Here is a 22,733-nt window from a genome sequence, read left to right on the forward strand (position 1 = left end):
ATGGAGAAATTTACAACATTAACATCAAGAGCTATTCCTTTAGATATAGCTAACGTAGATACAGACCAAATTATTCCTGCTCGTTTTTTAAAAGCCACAGACAAAAAGGGTTTTGGAGATAACGTGTTTAGAGATTGGCGTTATAATAAAGAGGGTTCAGAGAATGTAGAATTTACATTAAATCAACCTAAATATGCTGGAAACATATTGGTTGCTGGAGATAATTTTGGTTGTGGTTCTAGTCGTGAACATGCTGCTTGGGCCTTAGTTGGTTATGGCTTTAAAGTAATTGTATCTAGTTTTTTTGCAGACATTTTTAAAGGTAACGCCTTAAATAATGGCCTATTACCGCTTCAGGTTTCTGAGGACTTTTTACAACATTTAATATCAGAAATCAAAGCAGATCCAAAAGTAAAATTAAGAGTAGATTTAAGAAATCAAAAAATCCGTATTAATAGCAGTAAACGCTTTGAAAGTTTTGAAATTGATGCTTACAAAAAAACATGTATGATAAATGGTTATGATGATATTGACTATTTACTAAGTAAAAAAGAAATGATTACAGCTTTTGAAAATGCAACTAGTAGGTAAGTGCGTTAGCGATTACCTATCTATGTTATTTGATAAATCAGAAATTGTGATTGCTTTGCAGTTAATGTGACATCCTTTTTTTCATATAACGGAAAGCGCGACGTTTTGCGATCCTTCAAGGTTTTAAAAACCTGGCAGGCATGAGTAAAAGGTAACGCAAAAAAAATAAAAATAATAATTAAAAAGATAAGATTGCAGGATGAGATTCCTGCTTTCGAAGGAACTAAAATGAAATTAAACATAGCAGTATTGCCTGGTGATGGTATAGGACCAGAAGTAACAGCACAAGCCATTAAGGTTTTAAAAGCCATTGCTTTAGAATTTGACCACATGTTTCTATTTAAAGAAGCTTCTGTTGGTGCTATAGCAATAGATCAAGAAAACGATCCACTACCAGATACAACTTTAAAATTATGCAAAACAAGTGATGCTATTTTATTTGGCGCCATTGGTGATCCCAAATATGATAACAATCCTAGTGCAAAAGTAAGACCCGAACAAGGCTTACTTAAGCTTAGAAAAGAATTAGGATTGTTTGCTAATATAAGACCTGTAAAAGCTTATGAAACGCTTCTTGAAAAATCACCTTTAAAAAAAGAGATTATTCAAGGTACAGACATTAGTATTTACAGAGAGTTAACTGGTGGTATTTATTTTGGTGAAAAAAAATTAAGTGAAGATGGAAATACCGCTTCAGATTTATGTGAATATTCTCGAGAAGAAATTGAACGTATTGCACATTTAGCCTTTAAGGCTGCGCAAAACAGAAAGAAAAAAGTGACTTTAGTTGATAAAGCAAATGTATTAGAAACCTCTCGTTTATGGCGAAAAGTAGTCACAGAAATGGCACCAAATTATCCAGATGTTGCACTAGATTTCTTATTTGTTGATAATGCAGCAATGCAAATGATTTTAAATCCAAAACAATTTGATGTGATCTTAACCGAAAACTTATTTGGCGATGTTATTAGTGACGAAGCTAGCGTTATTAGTGGCTCTATAGGTTTATTAGCTTCAGCTTCGGTTGGAAACAAATACGCTATGTTCGAGCCCATTCATGGTTCTTATCCGCAAGCTACAGGAAAAGGTATAGCAAATCCTATTGCTTCTATTTTAAGTGCTGCCATGTTATTAGAGCATTTTGGGTTATTAGAGGAGGCAGAACTTATAAAAGAAGGTGTAAATAAATCTTTGAAATTAAACGTTACAACTCCAGATTTAAATGTAACTTACGATAACGTTTCTACTAATAAAGTTGGTGATTTTATTGCCGATTTTATTAGTAACCCAAAAGATTCAAACCTTAATTTTACCAATATTCACTTAGGACAATCCACAATAATTTAATGCCAACACAACCTAAACTTACACGATTTAATCAGAACGTATTATCTAAATACCAGATATACAATAGTATATTTATGACGCTTCCTTTTGATACCATTACAAAAACTGGAGCACTTTTACCACTTTTTCATGAAACCTGCCAGAAAGGTTTTGCTAATCAAGACAACCCAACAACAATAGTTGAGCGTTTTTTTGAAAAGTACCAAGCAAGACGCTCTAAAGAAAGCCAAACAAACTTACTGTTCCGTTTTATTCAATATATTGAACGCCAAGTCGTATTGTTTGACGCCATTGAAGATGCAGCTTTTCCTGTGGTAAATAATATGGATGGTATAGGAACGTTACGTAGTCTAAAAGAAACGGCATCATCTGAAAACAAACTAGAAACATTAAAAAAATATCTTGAAAAATTTAAAGTTCGTATTGTCTTAACAGCACATCCAACACAATTTTATCCAGGTTCTGTTTTAGGAATTATTACAGATTTAAGTGAAGCTATTAGAACAAACGATTTGCTTCAAATAAACGATTTATTAGCACAATTAGGGAAAACGCCATTTTTTAAAGACAAAAAACCAACACCTTACGACGAAGCTGTTAGTTTAATATGGTACCTAGAAAACGTGTTTTATAAATCCTTCGGAACCATTTATGACTACATTCAGCAAAATATTTTTGATGGTAAACATATAGATAATGATATCATTAATATTGGTTTTTGGCCAGGAGGTGATAGAGATGGAAATCCATTTGTAACACCAGAAATCACCTTAAAAGTTGCTAAAAGATTACGAGAAACAGTTATAAAAAACTATTATCGTGATGCTAGAAATTTAAGACGAAAGTTAACTTTTGAAGGTGTAGAACAAAGAATAGTTTATTTAGAAACTGAGCTTTATAAAATTATTACTCGCGAAAAAACAGAGTTGACATTAGAATCTTTTACTTCAGAGTTAAAAGAGATTAAGCAAACCATAATAGATAAACACCAATCTCTATACGTAAACGAAGTTAACAGCTTGCTTAATAAAATTCATCTTTTCGGATTTCATTTTGCTAATCTTGATATTAGGCAAGATAGTAGAAAACACGCACTATTTTTTAATGATATGGTTAACACTTTAATAGAAAGTGGTAGTCCTCTATTTCCAAAAAACTATCATGATTTATCAGAAAAAACCCAAATTCAAATACTATCTAAAGTCAAAGGCGAAGTAGATTTATCATTAATTAAAGATGAAGAAACCTTAAAGGCTTTAAAAACTATGAAAGCCATAAAAACCATACAAACTACAAATGGTGAAGTGGCTGCAAACCGTTATATTATTAGTAATAATCAAACAACATTACATGTTATGCAATTATTTGCAATGCTAAAACTAGTAGCATTTCAAGAGGAATTAACAGTAGATATTGGACCATTATTTGAAACCATTACTGACTTAAAAAATGCACCACAAGTCATGGAAGATTTATATTCCAATCCAGAATACGCAGCGCACTTGAAAGCGAGAGGAAGCAAGCAAACCATAATGCTTGGTTTTAGTGATGGCACAAAAGATGGTGGTTATTTAATGGCTAATTGGGCAATCTATAAAGCCAAAGAAAACTTAACTGCTATTTCAAGACAATATGGTGTAACTGTAATTTTCTTTGATGGTCGTGGAGGACCACCAGCTCGAGGCGGAGGAAAAACACATAATTTTTACGCGTCTCTAGGTCCAACCATTGAAGATAAAGAAGTTCAATTAACTATTCAAGGGCAAACTATTAGTTCTAATTTTGGAACATTAGAGTCATCACAATATAACCTAGAACAACTAATAAGTTCTGGAATTCACAATAGTTTAAGTGGAAAAGAATTAACTATGCTTCCAGAAAACAGAGCTGTAATGACAGATTTATCTGAGCGAAGTTATAAAGCCTATTCAGCCTTTAAGGCACATCCAAAATTCATTTCGTATTTAGAGCACATGAGTACTCTTAAATATTATGCAAAAACCAATATTGGAAGTCGCCCATCTAAACGTGGAAAAGCTGCTGGTTTAGTGTTTGAAGATTTAAGAGCGATTCCTTTTGTAGGCTCTTGGAGTCAATTAAAACAGAACGTTCCAGGATTTTTTGGTGTTGGCACAGCTTTAAAACATTATGAAGATATTGGAGAGTTTGATAAAGCACAACACTTGTTTAAAACATCAGATTTTTTCAAAACATTGATTGAGAACAGTATGATGTCTTTGTCTAAATCGTTTTTCGATTTAACAAAGTACATGAGTGAAGATCCAGAATATGGGGAATTTTGGAACGTTATTTATAATGAATACGAAACCTCAAAACGTCTTATATTAAAACTTACTGGTTATAAAGAATTAATGGAAGGAGAACCATCTGGAAAAGCATCTATTGCTGTTCGTGAATCTATAGTTTTACCTTTATTAACGATACAACAGTATGCTTTAAAAAAGATTCAAGAACTTGAAAAAGCTGACGTAAAAGACGAAGCACAAATAAAAATATACGAAAAGATGGTGACTCGTTCTTTATTTGGAAATATAAATGCGAGCCGTAATTCGGCTTAAAATGCCAATACAAGGGCCTAGAAATAAAAGGATAATTAAGTCGTATCCAAATATAAAAACCTCGAAGTATTTAATTTCGAGGTTTTTTCTTGTAAGAATATAGACCTGTCAGGTCTTTTATTCTGTTAGTTCAATTATTATCTTAATAAATTTGAGCCCTTTTCTCCTGTTCGAATGCTATATATCTGATTTATCGATGAAACAAACAACATTCCATCTCCAACAGCATTGGAAGTAGCAGATTCTAAAATTGCTTTTATTGTAACTTCTTCAAAATCGTCATTAACAATTATAGTTAAATAACATCTTTTAATATTATTTGTTTCTTTAATAACCATACTCGAAACATCATTATCTTCTTTATCTATTCCAAGACCTGTAACATCCCAATAAGAAAAAAAATTAACACCTACTTCCTGTAACGATTTAGTAACATCTTTAAACTTAGATTTTCTAATTATTGCTTCTACTTTTTTCATTAAAATAACTTAGCTTTCTATTAAAATAGCCCTAGAAATAGTTTCTAGAGCTATTATTTTTAATAATTAAAATCAATATTATTATCTTTCTCTTTTTCCTGGATAAGCTATTTCGCCATGTTCCGATAAATCAAGACCCACTCTTTCTTCCTCTTCACTAACACGAAGTCCCATGGTTACTTTTAATACTTTTAAAATAATAAATGACAAACCAATTGACCAAATAGCATATGCTAAAACACCAATCGCTTGAGTTCCTAACTGTCCAGCTCCTCCTCCATTAAAAAGACCTATTCCTGTATCGCCATCAATTCCCCAAAGTCCAATTACTAAAGTTCCCCAAGCACCTGCAACACCATGTACTGAAGCAGCACCAATTGCATCGTCAATTTTTAATTTTTTCTCAATAAACTCTATAGAAAACACAACAATAACACCTCCAATTAAACCTGCAAAGACAGCTCCAATTGCCGACATATTACCACATCCAGCAGTAATACTTACTAATCCTGCTAATGCACCATTTAACGTTTGAGGTAAATTAGGTTTGCCATACCAAATCCAAGTTGTAATTAATGCTCCTAACCCACCAGCAGCAGCAGCTAAATTAGTAATTAACACAACATTAGAAGCTCCTACAGCATCTGCGCCTCCCCAAGCTAATTGAGATCCACCATTAAAACCAAACCATCCTAACCAAAGGATAAAAACACCTAAAGTTGCTAGTATTTGATTGTGCCCTGGGATAGATAATACTTTACCATCTACAAATTTCCCGATTCTAGGTCCTACCATAAAGGCAGCTACTAAAGCAGCCCATCCACCAACAGAGTGAACAATAGAAGATCCTGCAAAATCAATAAACCCTAATTCGGTTAACCAACCAGAGCCTTGCCACTGCCATCCACCAGCAATTGGATAGATTAAAGCAGTCATAATAACAGAAAATATTGCATAAGTGGAATATTTAGTACGTCCGGCAATAGCTCCAGATACAATTGTTGCGGCTGTTGCTGCAAACATAGTTTGAAAGAATAAATCTGCTCCTTCGCCTTGCATTAAACCACTCCAAAAAAACCATCCATTTGATGTGTCTCCATACATCAATGAGTATCCTACTAACCAATAAGTTAAAGAACCAACGCAAATGTCAAGTAAATTTTTCATTGCAATGTTAGCTGCATTTTTTGAACGTGTCATTCCTGTTTCAACTAATGTAAAACCTGCTTGCATAAAGAATACTAAAATACCCGAAAGTAGCATCCATAGCATCCCTAAATCTCCATTGATTGCACTAACTGCTTCTTCAATATCTTTTGTTGTGGCAGGTACAACTTCTTGTACCGCCATTAAATTTGGTAAAAATGTTAAAAAATAATCCATAATATTTATTTTATTTAGTTAGACTGTAATTAGAACTTATATATCGCTGCAACTACAAATGAGCCTAAGCTTTTAGTTGCCATTAAATCTTTGTCAATAAAAATATCTTCCGACCCACTGTCTAATCTAATTTCCGGCTTGATTATTAAATCGTCAACAGCATAGCTTCCTGTTAATGTAAATGCAATAACACTTGGATCATCATCTATAGCTTCACTTTGTGTTTGAAAGAACTCACCTCTTAAACCCAAACTAAACGTTTCACTTAAAGCATATTGTGGATACAAGTCAACACCGTAAAAACCTTCACCATCATTATCTGCATAGGCGGCATTTATTCCAATAAAGAAATCTTCTGTAGCATCAAAACCTCCAGTATAATCTACTTCAAAACCTAAACCTGCATCATCGTATAATAAATTTAAAAATTGACCATCATAACCTAATTGTGCTCCAATAGCATAACTTCCATCTGGATTAAATTCGGTAACATCTGTTTGATTAAAAACACCAAGCATTAAACTTAAATCTTCAGATAAAGTAAAATCTACTTTTAAACCTGTGTGAGAGAATGGTCCATTTGAAAACAAGTAAGATGTACTGTAGTTAAAGTTACCAACAGGTGAAATAACCTCATAACCTAAAAAGGTATTAAACTTCCCTATTGTCAATTTTGTGTTTTCGCTAATATTATAAAAAGCAAATAACTGGTTAAGAACAGTAGCACTTGCTGCTTCTCCTCTTGGTCCAAATACTAAATCTGCAACTGCTCCAGCTTTACCTTTTTCGTAAGATGCTATAATATTCCCCATTCCTAGTGAGAAACCTGCAGTGTCTGCAAATGATGTTGCAGGTGCAATTTGATTAGTGTCATTTGGTGCTGTAAAATTCGCTCTGTAATAAGCATCTACGCTACCCTCAAAACTGAATTTCTTTTCTGTTGTTTCTGCTTCTTGGGCAAATAAAAATGTAGTTGCAAAAAGAACCATTAGTGTAAATAATTGTTTCATAATTTTTTATTTTAATTGTTAGTTTAGGCCATCAAATCTATATTAAAAACTTTTTAACCCCTAAAAAATATAGGTATATATGTTCATTTTTACAATAATTTAAATTTTTACCCTATTTTTTATAGGGTATGATAAATTATATGTGTGTTTTTTAATAATTTCACATATAGAAAATTGATTAAAACCGAAATAATATGATTTTTATTAAATTATTTTCAACAATTTGATTAATACGCAAACGTTTTCGTAATAAAAATCAATTTTTATTAAAAATAATTCATTATTCATTTGTTAAAATATTCTTGTTTTATTATCAAATTTTGATTTAGAATGAACAATTCTATCGATTTGAGAAAAATGTTTATGCTTTTTTTTAGTTCGCTTCATTACCTGTATATTGGAACAACAATAAGACTGAAAAAATCTATAAATTTGACTGAATATGCTTAAGAAACAAGGACTTTATTTACCAGAATTTGAACACGATAATTGTGGTGCTGGATTTATATGTAGTTTAACAGGAAAACGCTCAAATGATATCATACATAAAGCATTAGAAATTTTAGTAAAATTAGAGCATCGAGGTGCTGTAAGTTCAGATGGCGTTACCGGAGATGGCGCTGGTATTTTAATAGATATTCCACACAAATTTTTTAAAATATTCTGTGAGTTCAATTTACCAGAAGCTGGAGACTATGCAGTAAGCAATGTGTTCCTTCCAAAAAAAGAAAATCAACGTCAATATTGTATTGAAATTTTTGAAACTGAAATAAAAAAACAAGGCCTTAATCTTATTGGATGGAGAGATGTACCAGTAAACAGTGAAGTATTAGGTCGTGTTGCAAAAGTAACCGAACCTTTTATAAAGCAAATTTTTATAGGAAAGACAGACGAGAAACAAACAGACCGAGAATTCAACTTAAAATTATATGCTGCTAGAAAAATTGCAGAGCATACTATATATGACTCAAAATTATCTGAAGCACAATTTTTTTACCTTCCAAGTCTTTCTACAAAAATCATCATTTTTAAAGGGCTTTTAATGCCTGAACATATTAATGAATATTATCTCGACTTATTCAATTCTGCTTTAGACACTAGATTAGCTTTGGTTCATCAACGTTTTTCAACCAACACATTTCCAACTTGGGATTTAGCACAACCGTTTAGATACATTTGTCATAATGGTGAAATAAACACAGTTCGTGGTAATGTTTCGCGTATGTTTTCTCGTGAAGAAATAATGGAAAGTCCATTATTTGGTGACGATATTAAAAAAATAATTCCTACTATTTTAAGAGGAAAATCGGATTCTGCAACTTTAGATATGGTTGTCGAATTATTACTAATAACAGGTCGTTCGCTTCCAGAAGCTATGATGATGTTAGTTCCAGAAGCTTGGGAGAAAAACCCGAACATGTCTGATGCAAAACGTGCTTTTTACGAATACAATTCTTGCCTCATGGAACCTTGGGATGGACCAGCTTCTATACCTTTTACAGATGGCAATTTTATTGGTGCTGTTTTAGATAGAAATGGTTTGCGACCTTCAAGATACACAGTTACTAAAAAAGGAAATGTTATCATGTCCTCAGAAACTGGAGTTGTAGATATTAAACCAGAAAATGTGGAGTATCATGGCCGTTTAGAGCCTGGAAAAATGTTTTTGGTAAACATGAATGAAGGTCGGATTGTAAACGATGAAGAAATTAAAGAAGACATCGCCTCTAGACATCCTTACAGACAATGGTTGGATGAAAATTTAGTGCATTTACGAGATATTTCAGCAAAAAAAGGACCTATTAAATATGATGAAATAGAACTGAAAAAACGTGAAGTTGTTTTTGGTTATACAGAAGAAGATTTAAACACTATTATTCGTCCAATGGCACAATTAGGTAAAGAACCTATTGGATCTATGGGAAGCGATACACCAATTGCTATTTTGTCTGAACGACCACAATTAATCTACAATTACTTTAAACAGTTATTTGCACAAGTAACCAATCCTCCTTTAGATGGTATTCGCGAAGAGTTAATTACAGACATAAGTCTAACTTTAGGAAGCGATGTTAATCTATTCGACATTAATGCTGAACATTGTAAAAAGCTGAAAATCCAAAATCCTGTAATTTCAAAACACGATTTAGATAAAATTAGAGATTACGATACTAATCCAGATTTTAAAGTCGAATCTATTTCTATGTTATATGAAGTAAATAGAGGATTAAACGAATTAGAAGTTGCACTTGAAAATTTAGTTACTAAAGCATCAAAAGCAATAGACGAAGGTGCAAATATCATCATACTTTCAGATAGATATGTAGACGACAATCATGCACCAATTCCTGCACTTTTAGCCTGTTCGTATGTAAATCACGCGTTACATAAATTAAAAAAACGTTCAAAAACTAGTCTAATTATTGAATCTGCAGAACCACGTGAAGTGCATCATTTCGCTTTATTATTTGGGTATGGAGCAAGTGCCGTAAATCCTTATATAGTAAATGAAATTGTTCAAGAACAAATTAACAGTAAAGATGTAACAGATTTAGAATATCTAGCCGCTATTAAAAATTACAATAAAGCTGTTGGAAAAGGTATTTTAAAAGTGATGAACAAAATTGGAATTTCAACCTTAAATTCCTATCGTGGCTCACAATTATTTGAATGTATTGGAATTAAAACCACTACAGTAGAAAAGTATTTTCCAAATACACCAACACGTATTCAAGGCATTGGGTTAAGAGAAATTGAACAAGAAATTGTAAAACGTCATAAAAAAGCATTTCATAATAATACAGAACCAACTATTGAAGTTGGTGGAGAATACAGATGGAGACGTGGACAAGAAAAGCACATGTTTAATCCATTAACTGTTGCCAAACTTCAAGAATCAGTTCGTACTAATAAAGCGTCTACTTTTAAAGAGTTTTCAGATTTGGTAAATAACCAATCTAAAAGCCTAATGACTATTAGAGGATTATTTGAATTCGACAAATTCGATCCCATTCCAATAGACGATGTAGAACCTTGGACAGAAATTGTAAAACGATTTAAAACTGGAGCCATGTCTTATGGTTCTATTAGTAAAGAAGCACACGAAAATTTAGCAGTAGCTATGAACAGAATTGGAGGGAAATCCAATTCTGGTGAAGGCGGAGAAGATCAGGAACGTTTTTACAAAAGCTCTCAAGGCGATTGGAAAAACTCTGCAATAAAGCAAGTGGCTTCTGGACGCTTTGGAGTAACATCTAACTACTTAACAAGCGCGAGCGAAATTCAGATAAAAATAGCACAAGGTGCAAAACCTGGTGAAGGCGGTCAATTACCAGGACCAAAAGTAAATCCAGAAATTGCCAAAACAAGAAACTCGACACCTTATGTTGGTTTAATTTCGCCACCACCACATCACGACATTTATTCTATTGAAGATTTATCGCAATTAATTTACGATGTAAAATCGGCAAACAGAGAAGCAAGAATTAATGTAAAATTAGTTTCTGAAATCGGTGTTGGGACCGTTGCTGCGGGAGTTGCCAAAGCAAAGGCAGATGTTATTCTAATTGCTGGTTTTGATGGCGGAACAGGAGCTACACCTTTAACTTCTCAAAAACACACAGGATTACCTTGGGAACTAGGTATAGCCGAAGCACAACAAACTTTAGTAATGAACAATCTTAGAAATCGTATTGTTTTAGAATGCGACGGACAATTAAAAACTGGTCGAGATGTCGCTATTGCTTGTTTACTAGGCGCAGAAGAATTTGGTTTTGCTACAGCTCCATTAGTTGCATCAGGATGTATTATGATGCGTGTTTGCCACTTAAACACCTGTCCTGTTGGCATTGCAACTCAAAATCCTGACCTGCGTAAAAAGTTTAAAGGCAAGCCAGAACACGTGGTCAACTACATGTATTTTGTTGCACAAGAATTACGCGAAATTATGGCGAAACTAGGCTTTAGAACCATTAATGAAATGGTTGGACAATCTCAAAAGCTAAACAGAAATAAAGCGATAGATCATTATAAGTCATCAGGAATAGACTTAACACCAATATTGCATAAAGTAGAAGTTACAGACGATGTTAAACTATATAATACAGAACAGCAAGATCATAATTTAGAACTGCATTTGGATTTTAAAATTATTAAACAGGCACACCAAGCCTTATTTAGAAGACAGAAAACGCATTTACAATTGCCAATCACTAATATAGATCGTGCAGTTGGCGCAATTGTGAGTAATGAAATTTCTAAAATTTATGGCGCAGATGGACTACCTGAAGACACTATAAACATTGATTTCACAGGATCTGCTGGACAAAGTTTTGGTGCCTTTACCACAAAAGGCATCACATTTACTGTTCATGGAAACACAAATGACTATTTAGGAAAAGGCTTATCTGGAGCAAAATTAATTATTAAAGTCCCAGAAAAATGCACCATTATTCCTGAAGACAATATCATTACAGGAAACGTAACATTATATGGCGCAACCTCTGGAGAGGTCTATATAAACGGAAAAGCAGGCGAACGTTTTTGTGTTAGAAATTCTGGTGCAAAAGCAGTTGTAGAAGGTATTGGAGATCATGGTTGCGAGTATATGACAGGAGGAATTACTGTGATTTTAGGTGAAGTTGGACGAAACTTTGGCGCAGGAATGAGTGGTGGAATTGCTTATGTACTAGATAAAGAAGGCACATTTAAAAAGAGTTGTAATGCTGAAGATTTAAATATTAATCGAATTGAAAGTGAAGACGATGCAATTCAACTAAAACAATTAATAGAAAATCATATTGAAGCTACTGGAAGTCCTTTAGCCAAAAGAATTTTGATAGACTGGGCAAACTACCTTCCAAAGTTTAAAAAAGTATTACCAGAAGAGTACAGACAAGCCTTAGTAAGATTAGAACAAGAACAATTAGAACTAGCGTAAATTATGGGAAAGATAACAGGATTTTTAGAACACAAACGCCAAGACGAAACACATCAAACACCAAAAAAGCGTATAAAAAACTACAAAGAATTCACCATTCCTCTTGAAGAAAATAAACTAAAAGATCAAGGTGCACGCTGTATGGATTGTGGAATTCCGTTTTGCCATAGTGGTTGTCCACTAGGAAATTTAATTCCAGATTTTAATGATAAAGTCTATAAAGGCAAATGGAAAGAAGCTGCCGTAATTCTACACAAAACTAACAACTTTCCAGAGTTTACAGGACGTTTATGTCCTGCACCTTGCGAAGAAGCTTGTGTTGTAGGCATAAATGAAGATCCTGTAACCATAGAAAATATTGAAAAAAACATAGTTGAAACCGCTTTTAAAGAAGGCTGGATAACTGCACAGCCCCCAAAAATAAGAACCGAAAAAACAGTCGCTGTTATTGGTTCTGGCCCTGCTGGATTAGCAGCTGCACAACAACTAAATCGAGCAGGACATTCCGTCGTTGTTTTCGAACGTGATGAAAAAGTTGGTGGTTTGTTACGTTACGGTATTCCAGATTTTAAAATGGAAAAGAATATTATCGATAGACGTGTTGCTGTTTTAGAAGAAGAAGGCATTACCTTTAAAACCAATGCTCACGTTGGCAAAAACATCGATACAAAACAACTTAAAGAAGAATTTGATGCTGTAATTTTATGTGGAGGAGCAACTGTAAGACGAAACATTCCTATTCCTGGAGCAGACTTAAAAGGTGTAACGCAAGCCATGGATTTTTTAAAATTGAATAACCAATATGTAGATGGTTTAGTCGATTTTACAACTATTATTTCTGCTAAAGGAAAAGATGTTATTGTAATTGGTGGTGGAGACACAGGAAGCGATTGTATTGGCACTTCTAACCGTCATGGTGCAACTTCTGTTACTAATTTTGAAATACTAAGTAAACCAACAGAAGGAAGACCCGCACATCAACCTTGGCCTTATTGGCCTATGAAATTAAAAACAACCTCATCGCATCAAGAGGGTGTAGAACGGTTTTTTAGTGTATCGACTAAAGCGTTTATAGGAGACAAAAAAGGAAATCTAAAAGGCTTAAAAACAGTTGAAGTAGAATGGCTTTTTAAAACAGGTGAAAGACCTCAACTTAAAGAAGTTCCAAACACAGAAAAAGAATGGAAATGCGACTTAGCATTATTAGCACTCGGATTCACTGGAGCCGAAAAAACATTAGCTGAGCAATTTGGATTGGAGATGGATTTTAGAACTAATATTCAAGCTTCAACTAAAAATTATAAAACTAATATTCCTGGCATTTTTGCAGCTGGAGATATGCGCCGTGGACAGTCTTTAATTGTTTGGGCAATATCAGAAGGCAGACAAGCTGCATATTATGTAGATGCATATTTAATGGGAGAATCTAGTTTACCACTGAAAGATGATAGCGATTTACCAAGAGTTTAATCAAGCTCATAAAATAATTCATCTACAATATTTACATTTTGCTCTTTAAGCAAATGCATTAAAGATTTCCATTGCTTATTTTTTAAACTATTGGATTGAAACGAAATCATTTTGTAATCATTGTAAATGATTCTTATTGTTGGTTCTTTTTTAAATTTATTCTGAACAGTAAAAATACTGAAAGATATTTAGGTAAAGCTATGTTTAAAAAAGCCTTTTTTAAACCAAAAACTGAAATAAATTCCCTACTGTAAATATCTCATTTATAAGTGCTTTATTTAAAGAATGTAATCTGTACTCACAAAGTTTGAAGCTCTAGAGTCAAGCAAATCCTTTAAAATAGCGTTATTATAATCGTTGTCTTTAGATGCTACAAAAGTTCTAATTGAAAAAGAACGTAAAGCATCATGCACGCTTAGTGTTGCAACAGCAGAATCTTTACGACCAGTAAATGGATATACATCTGGCCCTCGTTGACAAGAACTATTTAAATTAACACGACAAACCAAGTTTACTAAAGCATCTATTAAAGGTGCTAAAGTTTTTACATCTTGACCAAATAAGCTTACTTGCTGTCCATAATTTGAAGCGGCCATATCATCTAAAGGTTCTTCTATATTACTAAAAGGAACAATAGGAATTACTGGTCCAAATTGTTCTTCATTAAATATTCTCATCTCTTTAGTAACTGGATATACTACCGCTGGAAAAATATAGTTTTCAGTAGTTTCTCCTCCTTTTTTATTAATAACTTTTGCGCCTTTTGAAGTTGCATCGTCAATTAATTCTTGAATATATGCTGGTTTATCTGGTTCTGGTAATGGTGTTAACTTTGCACCGTTTTCCCATGGATTTCCAAATTTAAGAGCATCTACTTTTGCTGAAAAGCGACTGTTAAATTCTTCTACAATATTTTCATGAACATATAATACTTTTAATGCAGTACAACGTTGACCATTAAAGGATGTGGCACCTGCAATACATTCGTCTATTGCTAAATCTAAATCCGCATCTTTTAATACTATCGCTGGGTTTTTTGCTTCCAAGCCTAAAACCAAACGCAATCTATTACTTTTTGGGTGTTGGCTTTGTAACGCATTTGCAGATTTACTATTTCCTATTAATGCTAGTACATCTATTTTTCCTGATTGCATAATTGGAGCAGCTACTGTTCGTCCTCTTCCATAAATAATATTTACTACACCCTTTGGAAAACTAGTTTTAAAGGCTTCTAATAAAGGTGAAATTAATAAAACACCATGTTTAGCAGGTTTAAAAATGGCTGTATTACCCATAATTAAAGCAGGAATCAAAAGTGCAAACGTTTCATTTAAAGGATAATTATAAGGACCTAAACATAAAACAACTCCTAAAGGACCACGACGAATATGTGCGTTTACACCAGCGTTTTTTTCAAATTTCGCACTATCACGATCCATTTGTTTGTAGTCTTCAATAGTATCATAGATATATTCAACCGTTCTATCAAATTCCTTTTCAGAATCTGGCAGATTTTTACCAATTTCCCACATTAACAACTTTACTATTTCCTCACGCTTGGTTTTCATTTGTGTCACAAACTTTTCCATGCAAGCAATGCGATCTACAACTTTCATTGTTGGCCATAAACCTTGACCTTTTTTGTATGCTAAAGATGCTGCATCTAAAGCCTCTAAAGCTTCTTTTTCTCCAAGAGTAGGAATGCTTCCTAAAAGTGTTGGTTTATATACTTCTGTAGAAGAAATTGTTGAAAAGACTCGAGTTGTTTCTCCTTTCCATTTTTTTAATTCTCCACCAACTAAATATGTGTCTTGGTTTGTAAGTTTTGTTATTTGAAATTCTTTTGGAATGCTCATTATTTATTTTGTTTAAACTAAAAATTGAAATAAATCTGGTTTATTGTTTAAGTAATCTCCATAAAAATTATGAAGTTTCATTTTAGTAATTAATGGTTCTAAATCTTTTGGCGATTTCAGTTCTAATCCAACAACTGCGACGGCATTATCTCTGTTTGCTTTTTTAGTGTATTCAAAATGTGTGATATCATCTGTTGGACCTAAAATATCGACTACAAAATCTCTTAAAGCTCCTGCACGTTGTGGAAATTTAACAATGAAATAATGTTTTAAATTCGCATATAACAGCGCTCTTTCTTTTATTTCTGCTGTACGTGTGATATCATTATTACTTCCGCTTATTACACAAACCACGTTTTTACCTTTTATTTCTTCAGAAAACTGGTCTAAAGCAGAAAGACTTAATGCTCCTGCTGGTTCTACAACAATAGCATCTTTATTATATAAATCTAAAATGGTCTGACAAATCTTGCCTTCGTCTACTGTTACCACACGATGTAAAGTCTCTTTACAAATGGCGAAATTTAAATCGCCAACGCGTTTCACCGCAGCCCCATCAACAAAGCTATCTATGGATTTTAGTTCTATATTTTGATTATTTCTAATAGAATTTAACATGGCAGGAGCTCCTTTAGGTTCGACACTAATAATTCTAGTTTGTGGTGATAATATTTTAAATACCGAAGATAATCCTGCAGCCAAACCTCCACCACCTACTGCTAAAAAAACATAATCTATAACATTTGATTGTGCTTGTTGTATAATTTCTAAACCAACTGTTGCTTGACCTTCTATTACTTTCTCATCGTTAAAAGGATGAATAAATGTTTTATTTAAAGCTTCGCATTGCGTTTTGGCTTTGTGAAAAGCATCATCAAAAGTATCACCAACTAGAACAACATCTACGTATTCTTCCCCAAACATTTTTACCTGTTCAATTTTTTGATTAGGTGTTGGAGATGGCATAAAAACAGTCCCTTTTATCTTCAATAATTTACATGAAATAGCAAAACCTTGTGCATGATTGCCAGCACTAGCACATACAATTCCATTTTCAATTTGGTTATTACTTAAACTTGAAATTTTATTGTAAGCGCCTCTAATTTTGTAAGAACGAACTTCTTGCAAGTCTTCTCTTTTAAAAAAAATATTAGCACCAAATTGCTTTGAATAGCGAGCGTTTTTACTTAAAGGTGTAACAGATGCAATACCTTTTAATTTTTCTGCGGCTTCTTCTATAGCTTTTAATGTTGGCCTATATATTGTTTTTGTATCTTCCATTTTGAATTCCCACTGAAATGGAAACCTGTGTTTATTTCAATAATTCTGTCTTAACTATAACAATCTAGACAATAGTTTTAACTTTTGCTTCCGCTTTTATTACTTTCATAGCGGTCATTGAAGCTCTTAATTTTTCGCCAATTATTTCTACAGGATGAGTTCTAATAGCGTTATTTATAAAGATAAGGTGTTGGTTATCTACAGCATTTGTTTGTGTAAATGGTTTACCTATTATATTTGTTTTTACAGTATCCATAAAACTGGCTAATAGTGGTTTACAAGCATGATCAAATAAATAACAACCATATTCTGCAGTATCTGAAATGACACGATTCATTTCAAATAATTTTTTTCGAGCTATGGTATTTGCTATTAATGGTGTTTCATGTAACGATTCATAATAGGCAGATTCTGCAATTATACCAGCATCTGTCATCGATTCAAAAGCTAACTCAACACCAGCTCTAACAAAAGCAACCAATAATGTTCCATGGTCAAAATATTCTTGTTCTGATATTTCGTTTGTTGTTACTGTTGTTTTTTCAAAAGCAGTTTCTCCTGTTGCTGCTCGCCATTTTAATAAGTTAGCATCATTATTTGCCCAATCCTCCATCATCGTTTTTGAAAAATGACCAGAAATAATGTCGTCCATATGTTTGTGAAATAATGGTCTCATAATCTCTTTTAATTCTTCTGAAATTTCAAATGCTTTTATTTTTGCTGGATTAGACAAGCGGTCCATCATATTGGTAATACCACCGTGTTTTAGCGCTTCGGTAATAGTTTCCCATCCATACTGAATCAATTTTGAAGCATAACTAGCCTCAATACCTTCTTCAACCATTTTATTAAAACATAAAATAGAACCTGTTTGTAGCACACCACACAAAATGGTTTGCTCACCCATTAAATCACTTTTTACTTCTGCTATAAATGAAGATTGTAAAACTCCAGCACGATGCCCTCCTGTTGCTGCTGCATATGCTTTTGCTTGTAACCAGCCTTTATTTTCAGGATCGTTTTCTGGATGTACTGCAATAAGTGTTGGCACTCCAAATCCGCGTTTAAACTCTTCTCTAACCTCTGTCCCTGGACACTTTGGAGCTACCATAATTACGGTTATATCTTCACGTATTTTAGTGCCTTCTTCTACAATATTAAAACCATGAGAGTAGCTTAGTGTTGCTCCTTTTTTCATTAAAGGCATTACTGTTTTTACTACATTGGTGTGTTGTTTATCTGGTGTTAAATTAAGTACTAAATCTGCGTCTGGAATTAAATTATCGTAAGTATCAACAGTAAAGTTGTTATTGGTCGCGTTTATAAACGAATCCCGTTTTTCATCAATTGCTTGTTGACGTAAGGCATAAGAAATATCTAATCCAGAGTCACGCATGTTTAAACCTTGATTTAAACCTTGTGACCCACAGCCTATAATTACAATTTTCTTTTCTTTTAAAGCATTTACACCGTCTTGAAACTCTGATGCGTCCATAAAACGACACTTCCCTAATTGCTCTAATTGTTCTCTTAAAGTTAACGTATTAAAATAATTTGACATTTTTTATTCTATTTTTAATGTTGTAATGCTGCAAGCATTGTTGATATTTTCATTTCGTCTTTTGTTACTGCTATACGTCCTGAGCGTGTAAATTGCATGATTCCAAAAACATTTAATTCTCTATATAATAAGTCTATCTCTTCCTTTCTTCCCGATTTTTCAATAACAAAAAAATCTTTGTTTACGGTAACTATTCTGGAATTACTTTCTTTAATTATATTCTGAATGTGACGCTCATCAAACAATAAATTTGATTTGATTTTGAACATACACGATTCTTGATAAATTGTTTCTTCTTCGGTATGATAATATGCTTTAATAACCTCAACTTGCTTTTCTATCTGTCCAATGATTTTTTTCATTTGCTCTTCAGAAAGCTTAACTACCATAATCCATTTGGTTACATTTTCAATTTCTGAAACCGAAGAATTTATACTCTCTATATTAATATGTCTTCTTTGAAAAATTGCCGAAATACGGTTTAGTAATCCGATGTTATTTTCGGTATAAATTGAAACTGTATATATTATTTGTGCACTCATTTATTTAGTTTTAGCTAATTCCACTTTTGTCTTAGTTATAAAAACATTACTCTAATCTTATATCTGAAACACTTGCTCCTGTTGGAATCATAGGAAAAACATTGTCTTCTTTTTCTACTCTTACTTCCAAAAAATAAGGTCCATCTGTTGCTATCATTTCTTTTACAGCAGCTTTTAAGTCTTTTCTTGTTGTTACTTTTTTTGCTTCAATAAAATAGCCTTTAGCAATTGCAACAAAATCTGGATTCGTCATTTCAGTTGATGCATAACGTTTATCAAAAAATAATTGTTGCCACTGTCTAACCATTCCTAAAAACTCGTTATTTAGTACCACAATTTTTACAGGAACTTTCTGTTGAAAAATAGTTCCTAATTCTTGTATTGTCATCTGGTAACCACCATCGCCTATAATTGCAACTACTTCTCTTTCTGGCGCAGCCATTTTTGCACCTATTGCTGCTGGCAAAGCAAATCCCATGGTGCCTAGTCCTCCAGAGGTAATGTTGCTCTTGGTTTTATTGAAGTTAGCATATCGACAGGCAATCATTTGATGCTGACCAACATCGCTAACAATAGCAGCTTCTCCTTTTGTTTGTGTATTAATCTCTTTTAATACTTCTCCCATGGTCAAACCTTCTTTGGTAGGATGTAAATCGTTTTTAATGACTTTCTCGTATTCTATATTATATAAATCTTTAAACTTTTGGTGCCAGTCTTTGTGTGAGTTTTTATTTAACAAAGGTAATAATGACTTTAAACTTGCTTTTGCATCACCCAAAACAGCAACATCTGTTTTTACATTCTTATCAACCTCAGCAGGATCAATTTCAAAATGAACCACTTTGGCTTGTTTTGCATATCGAGATAAATCACCTGTCACACGATCATCAAAACGCATTCCAATAGCAATCAAAACATCACAATCGTTTGTTAATACATTAGGTGCATAATTACCATGCATACCTACCATACCTATATTAAGGTAATGAGATGTTGGCAATGCAGAAGCCCCTAAAATAGTCCAAGCCGAAGGAATTCCTGCTTTTTCTATTACTGCTTTAAATTCAGCTTCAGCTTTACTTAAAATAACGCCTTGTCCCCAAACTATTAGTGGTTTTTTAGCATTATTTATTAATTTTGCAGCTTCCTTTAAAGCCTTTTTATCTGTTTTAGGAACTGGAACATAACTACGAATTCTAGTACATTTTTCATATTTAAAATCAAATAGTTCAAATTGTGCATCCTTAGTGATGTCAACAAGGACAGGACCAGGTCTTCCGGTTTTAGCAATGTAAAAAGCTTTAGCCAAAACTTCAGGAATCTCTGATGCTTTTGTAATTTGATGATTCCATTTAGTTACAGGTGTTGATATCCCTATAATATCGGTCTCTTGAAATGCATCTGTACCCAATAAATGAGATCCTACTTGACCTGTAATACAAACCATTGGAGTACTATCTATTTGAGCATCTGCAATTCCTGTAATTAAATTGGTTGCTCCAGGACCAGAAGTTGCGATTGCAACACCAACTTTACCAGAAATACGCGCATAGCCTTGCGCAGCATGCGTAGCTCCTTGCTCATGACGTGTTAATACATGATGAATTTTATCCTGATACTTGTAAAGTTCATCATAAACTGGCATGATTGCACCTCCTGGATATCCATAAAGAATATCTACACCTTCTGCTAAAAGACATTTAATAACAGCTTCGCTACCTGAAATATGTTCTGCTTTTTGTGAAGATTTATGTGTCTGTTTTATGGTTTCTGCTTCCATATTTATTATTAGTCTTTTTATTTTATTATTTTACTTAATTAAGCATCAGTAATACAGCCTCTAGATGCAGATGCTACTGTTTTTGAGTATTTATATAAAATTCCTTTATTATGTTTTAATGGTGGAGCAACCCATTTTAATTTACGTTCTGCTAATTCTTCATCAGAAATCAAAACATTTATGGAATTGTCTTCTGCACTAATTTTTATTCTGTCTCCTGTTTTTAATAAGCCTATTGTTCCTCCAGATTGTGCTTCTGGTGTAATATGACCAACTACAAAGCCATGTGTCCCTCCAGAAAAACGACCATCTGTAATTAATGCTACAGATTTACCTAAACCTGCTCCCATTATTAAGGATGTTGGCTTTAACATTTCTGGCATTCCTGGACCTCCTTTTGGTCCAACATATCTTATAACAACAACATCTCCTTTTTCTACTTCTCCGTTTGAAATTCCTGTGTTTGCTGCTTGCTCGCCATCATATACCACTGCTTTACCTTCAAAAAGTAATCCTTCATTTCCAGAAATTTTTGCTACTGCACCTTCTGTTGCTAGGTTTCCGTAGATAATTTGAATATTTCCTGAGGATTTTAATGCTTTATTTTTTGGATAAATAACGTCTTGATCTTCAAATTCCATAGCTTTTACATTAGCTAAATTTTCTGCTAATGTTTTTCCTGTTACTGTTAAACAATCACCATGTAAATAACCATTATCTAATAAATATTTCATTATTGCTGGTGTGCCACCAACTCCGTGAACATCTTCCATTAAGTATTTTCCAGATGGCTTTAAATCTGCAATTAAAGGTGTTCTATCTGAAACTTTTTGAAAATCTTCTAAAGTAAACTCAATATCAGCGGCATGTGCAATGGCTAAAAAATGTAATACAGCATTTGTAGAACCACCTAAAGCGTTTACAATTGCAATAGCGTTTTCTAAAGATTCTTTAGAAATAATATCTATTGGTTTTAAATCTAATTCTAATAAATTTTTAATAGCTAATGCTGTGCGCTCTGCTTCAGATAATTTATTAGGATTCTCTGCAGGAATAGAAGAATTGTAAGGTAATGCAAAACCCATACACTCTATTGCAGAAGCCATAGTATTAGCTGTATACATGCCACCACAAGCTCCAGCTCCAGGAATGGCTCTTTTAATAATTTCTCTATATTCTTCTTCTTCAATTTCGCCAGAAACTTTTTGTCCCAAAGCTTCGAAAGCAGAAACGATGTTTAATTTTCTTCCTTTATAATTTCCAGAGGCAATAGTTCCTCCATACATCATTATAGATGGTCGATTTAATCGCAACATAGCTATAACTGCTCCTGGCATATTTTTATCGCAACCAACCACAGAAATCAAAGCATCATAACTTTGTGCATTCATAACGGTTTCAATAGAATCTGCGATAATGTCTCTTGACACCAATGAATAATTCATTCCTGAAGTTCCCATAGAAATTCCGTCTGAAACACCAATGGTATTAAACCCTAAACCAACTAAACCTGCTATTTTACATTCTATTTTAACTTCTCCTGCTAATCCATTTAAATGCATGTTACAAGGATTACCATCGTAACCAGTGCTTGCAATACCTACTTGGGCTTTCTGCATGTCTTCATCGGTCAAGCCAACAGCATAGAGCATGGCTTGAGAAGCTGGCTGAGAATCGTCTTGTGTTAATCGTTTACTGTGTTTGTTTAAATCGCTCATATTGATTGTGCAAATTCTATTTGCTGGACTAAATTAGTGGTTTATAGGTTTTCTGTATATCATGAATACGTTTATTAAGCTAAATCCAATACAACTAAATATTATATAAATATTTAAAAAACAGATACTTAACTGTAATTATTTATGATGTTCAATACTTTTAATAATTAACGTGTTTACATTACAAGCATAAAAAA

Annotated in this window: 14 protein-coding genes; 5 read left to right on the top strand and 9 right to left on the bottom strand. The window is 33.2% G+C overall.

Annotated features, from left to right (window positions below; all coding sequences use genetic code 11):
* The 3 genes from leuD (at position 1) to P8H50_RS10240 (ending at position 4,517) form a co-directional block, all read left to right on the top strand.
* Positions 1–591: a 3-isopropylmalate dehydratase small subunit gene (gene leuD / locus P8H50_RS10230; RefSeq protein ID WP_300208595.1), complete on the top strand. Its 591-nt coding sequence runs from the start codon at positions 1–3 to the stop codon at positions 589–591.
* A gap of 228 nt (positions 592–819) precedes the next feature.
* Positions 820–1,938, top strand: coding sequence for a 3-isopropylmalate dehydrogenase (gene leuB / locus P8H50_RS10235; protein ID WP_300208597.1), 1,119 nt, complete (start codon positions 820–822; stop codon positions 1,936–1,938).
* Positions 1,938–4,517 (top strand): phosphoenolpyruvate carboxylase, encoded by a 2,580-nt coding sequence (locus P8H50_RS10240; protein ID WP_300208599.1) that lies wholly within the window; start codon positions 1,938–1,940, stop codon positions 4,515–4,517. The genes leuB and P8H50_RS10240 overlap by 1 nt, the downstream gene beginning before the upstream one ends.
* A gap of 137 nt (positions 4,518–4,654) precedes the next feature.
* On the opposite strand, the gene P8H50_RS10245 is transcribed toward P8H50_RS10240, so the two are convergent.
* The 3 genes from P8H50_RS10245 to P8H50_RS10255 form a co-directional block, all read right to left on the bottom strand.
* Positions 4,655–4,996 (bottom strand): P-II family nitrogen regulator, encoded by a 342-nt coding sequence (locus P8H50_RS10245; protein WP_300208601.1) that lies wholly within the window; start codon positions 4,994–4,996, stop codon positions 4,655–4,657.
* Positions 4,997–5,077: 81 nt separating this feature from the next.
* Positions 5,078–6,379: an ammonium transporter gene (locus P8H50_RS10250; protein ID WP_300208603.1), complete on the bottom strand. Its 1,302-nt coding sequence runs from the start codon at positions 6,377–6,379 to the stop codon at positions 5,078–5,080.
* Between the two features lie 29 nt (positions 6,380–6,408).
* Positions 6,409–7,389: an outer membrane beta-barrel protein gene (locus P8H50_RS10255; protein ID WP_300208605.1), complete on the bottom strand. Its 981-nt coding sequence runs from the start codon at positions 7,387–7,389 to the stop codon at positions 6,409–6,411.
* 442 nt (positions 7,390–7,831) lie between these two features.
* Between P8H50_RS10255 and gltB the strand changes: the two genes are divergently transcribed.
* Both gltB and P8H50_RS10265 read left to right on the top strand, forming a co-directional pair.
* Positions 7,832–12,328, top strand: a complete 4,497-nt coding sequence (gene gltB, locus P8H50_RS10260; protein WP_300208607.1) for a glutamate synthase large subunit — start codon at positions 7,832–7,834, stop codon at positions 12,326–12,328.
* A 3-nt stretch (positions 12,329–12,331) separates the two neighbouring features.
* A complete protein-coding gene (locus tag P8H50_RS10265; protein ID WP_300208609.1) occupies positions 12,332–13,798 on the top strand; it encodes a glutamate synthase subunit beta in 1,467 nt (488 codons plus the stop codon).
* A 278-nt stretch (positions 13,799–14,076) separates the two neighbouring features.
* Here the strand turns inward: P8H50_RS10265 and P8H50_RS10270 are convergent, their stop codons facing one another.
* From P8H50_RS10270 to ilvD, 6 genes are all read right to left on the bottom strand, one after another.
* On the bottom strand, positions 14,077–15,654 hold the full coding sequence (locus P8H50_RS10270) for an NADP-dependent glyceraldehyde-3-phosphate dehydrogenase (protein WP_300208611.1): 1,578 nt from the start codon (positions 15,652–15,654) through the stop codon (positions 14,077–14,079).
* 12 nt (positions 15,655–15,666) lie between these two features.
* A complete protein-coding gene (gene ilvA / locus P8H50_RS10275; protein WP_300208613.1) occupies positions 15,667–16,935 on the bottom strand; it encodes a threonine ammonia-lyase in 1,269 nt (422 codons plus the stop codon).
* A 64-nt stretch (positions 16,936–16,999) separates the two neighbouring features.
* Positions 17,000–18,496, bottom strand: coding sequence for a ketol-acid reductoisomerase (gene ilvC / locus P8H50_RS10280; RefSeq protein ID WP_300208615.1), 1,497 nt, complete (start codon positions 18,494–18,496; stop codon positions 17,000–17,002).
* 14 nt (positions 18,497–18,510) lie between these two features.
* The gene (gene ilvN / locus P8H50_RS10285) at positions 18,511–19,038 is read right to left on the bottom strand and encodes an acetolactate synthase small subunit (RefSeq protein ID WP_300208617.1); all 528 of its coding nucleotides are present in this window, start codon (positions 19,036–19,038) and stop codon (positions 18,511–18,513) included.
* 46 nt (positions 19,039–19,084) lie between these two features.
* Entirely contained in the window at positions 19,085–20,818 is a 1,734-nt protein-coding gene (gene ilvB / locus P8H50_RS10290; RefSeq protein ID WP_300208619.1) for a biosynthetic-type acetolactate synthase large subunit, read from the bottom strand.
* Between the two features lie 38 nt (positions 20,819–20,856).
* Complete coding sequence (gene ilvD, locus P8H50_RS10295) at positions 20,857–22,536, bottom strand: dihydroxy-acid dehydratase (RefSeq protein ID WP_300208621.1); 1,680 nt, start codon at positions 22,534–22,536, stop codon at positions 20,857–20,859.
* Positions 22,537–22,733 lie beyond the last annotated feature (197 nt).

This window comes from Lacinutrix sp. (assembly GCF_029238095.1).
Classification (GTDB): domain Bacteria; phylum Bacteroidota; class Bacteroidia; order Flavobacteriales; family Flavobacteriaceae; genus Lacinutrix.

Excerpts from the sequence above, each read along its gene's own strand:
- leuD (WP_300208595.1), top strand. The coding sequence starts at position 1 with ATGGAGAAATTTACAACATTAACATCAAGAGCTATTCCTTTAGATATA.
- leuB (WP_300208597.1), top strand. The coding sequence starts at position 820 with ATGAAATTAAACATAGCAGTATTGCCTGGTGATGGTATAGGACCAGAA.
- P8H50_RS10240 (WP_300208599.1), top strand. The coding sequence starts at position 1,938 with ATGCCAACACAACCTAAACTTACACGATTTAATCAGAACGTATTATCT.
- P8H50_RS10245 (WP_300208601.1), bottom strand. The coding sequence starts at position 4,996 with ATGAAAAAAGTAGAAGCAATAATTAGAAAATCTAAGTTTAAAGATGTT.
- P8H50_RS10250 (WP_300208603.1), bottom strand. The coding sequence starts at position 6,379 with ATGGATTATTTTTTAACATTTTTACCAAATTTAATGGCGGTACAAGAA.
- P8H50_RS10255 (WP_300208605.1), bottom strand. The coding sequence starts at position 7,389 with ATGAAACAATTATTTACACTAATGGTTCTTTTTGCAACTACATTTTTA.
- gltB (WP_300208607.1), top strand. The coding sequence starts at position 7,832 with ATGCTTAAGAAACAAGGACTTTATTTACCAGAATTTGAACACGATAAT.
- P8H50_RS10265 (WP_300208609.1), top strand. The coding sequence starts at position 12,332 with ATGGGAAAGATAACAGGATTTTTAGAACACAAACGCCAAGACGAAACA.
- P8H50_RS10270 (WP_300208611.1), bottom strand. The coding sequence starts at position 15,654 with ATGAGCATTCCAAAAGAATTTCAAATAACAAAACTTACAAACCAAGAC.
- ilvA (WP_300208613.1), bottom strand. The coding sequence starts at position 16,935 with ATGGAAGATACAAAAACAATATATAGGCCAACATTAAAAGCTATAGAA.
- ilvC (WP_300208615.1), bottom strand. The coding sequence starts at position 18,496 with ATGTCAAATTATTTTAATACGTTAACTTTAAGAGAACAATTAGAGCAA.
- ilvN (WP_300208617.1), bottom strand. The coding sequence starts at position 19,038 with ATGAGTGCACAAATAATATATACAGTTTCAATTTATACCGAAAATAAC.
- ilvB (WP_300208619.1), bottom strand. The coding sequence starts at position 20,818 with ATGGAAGCAGAAACCATAAAACAGACACATAAATCTTCACAAAAAGCA.
- ilvD (WP_300208621.1), bottom strand. The coding sequence starts at position 22,536 with ATGAGCGATTTAAACAAACACAGTAAACGATTAACACAAGACGATTCT.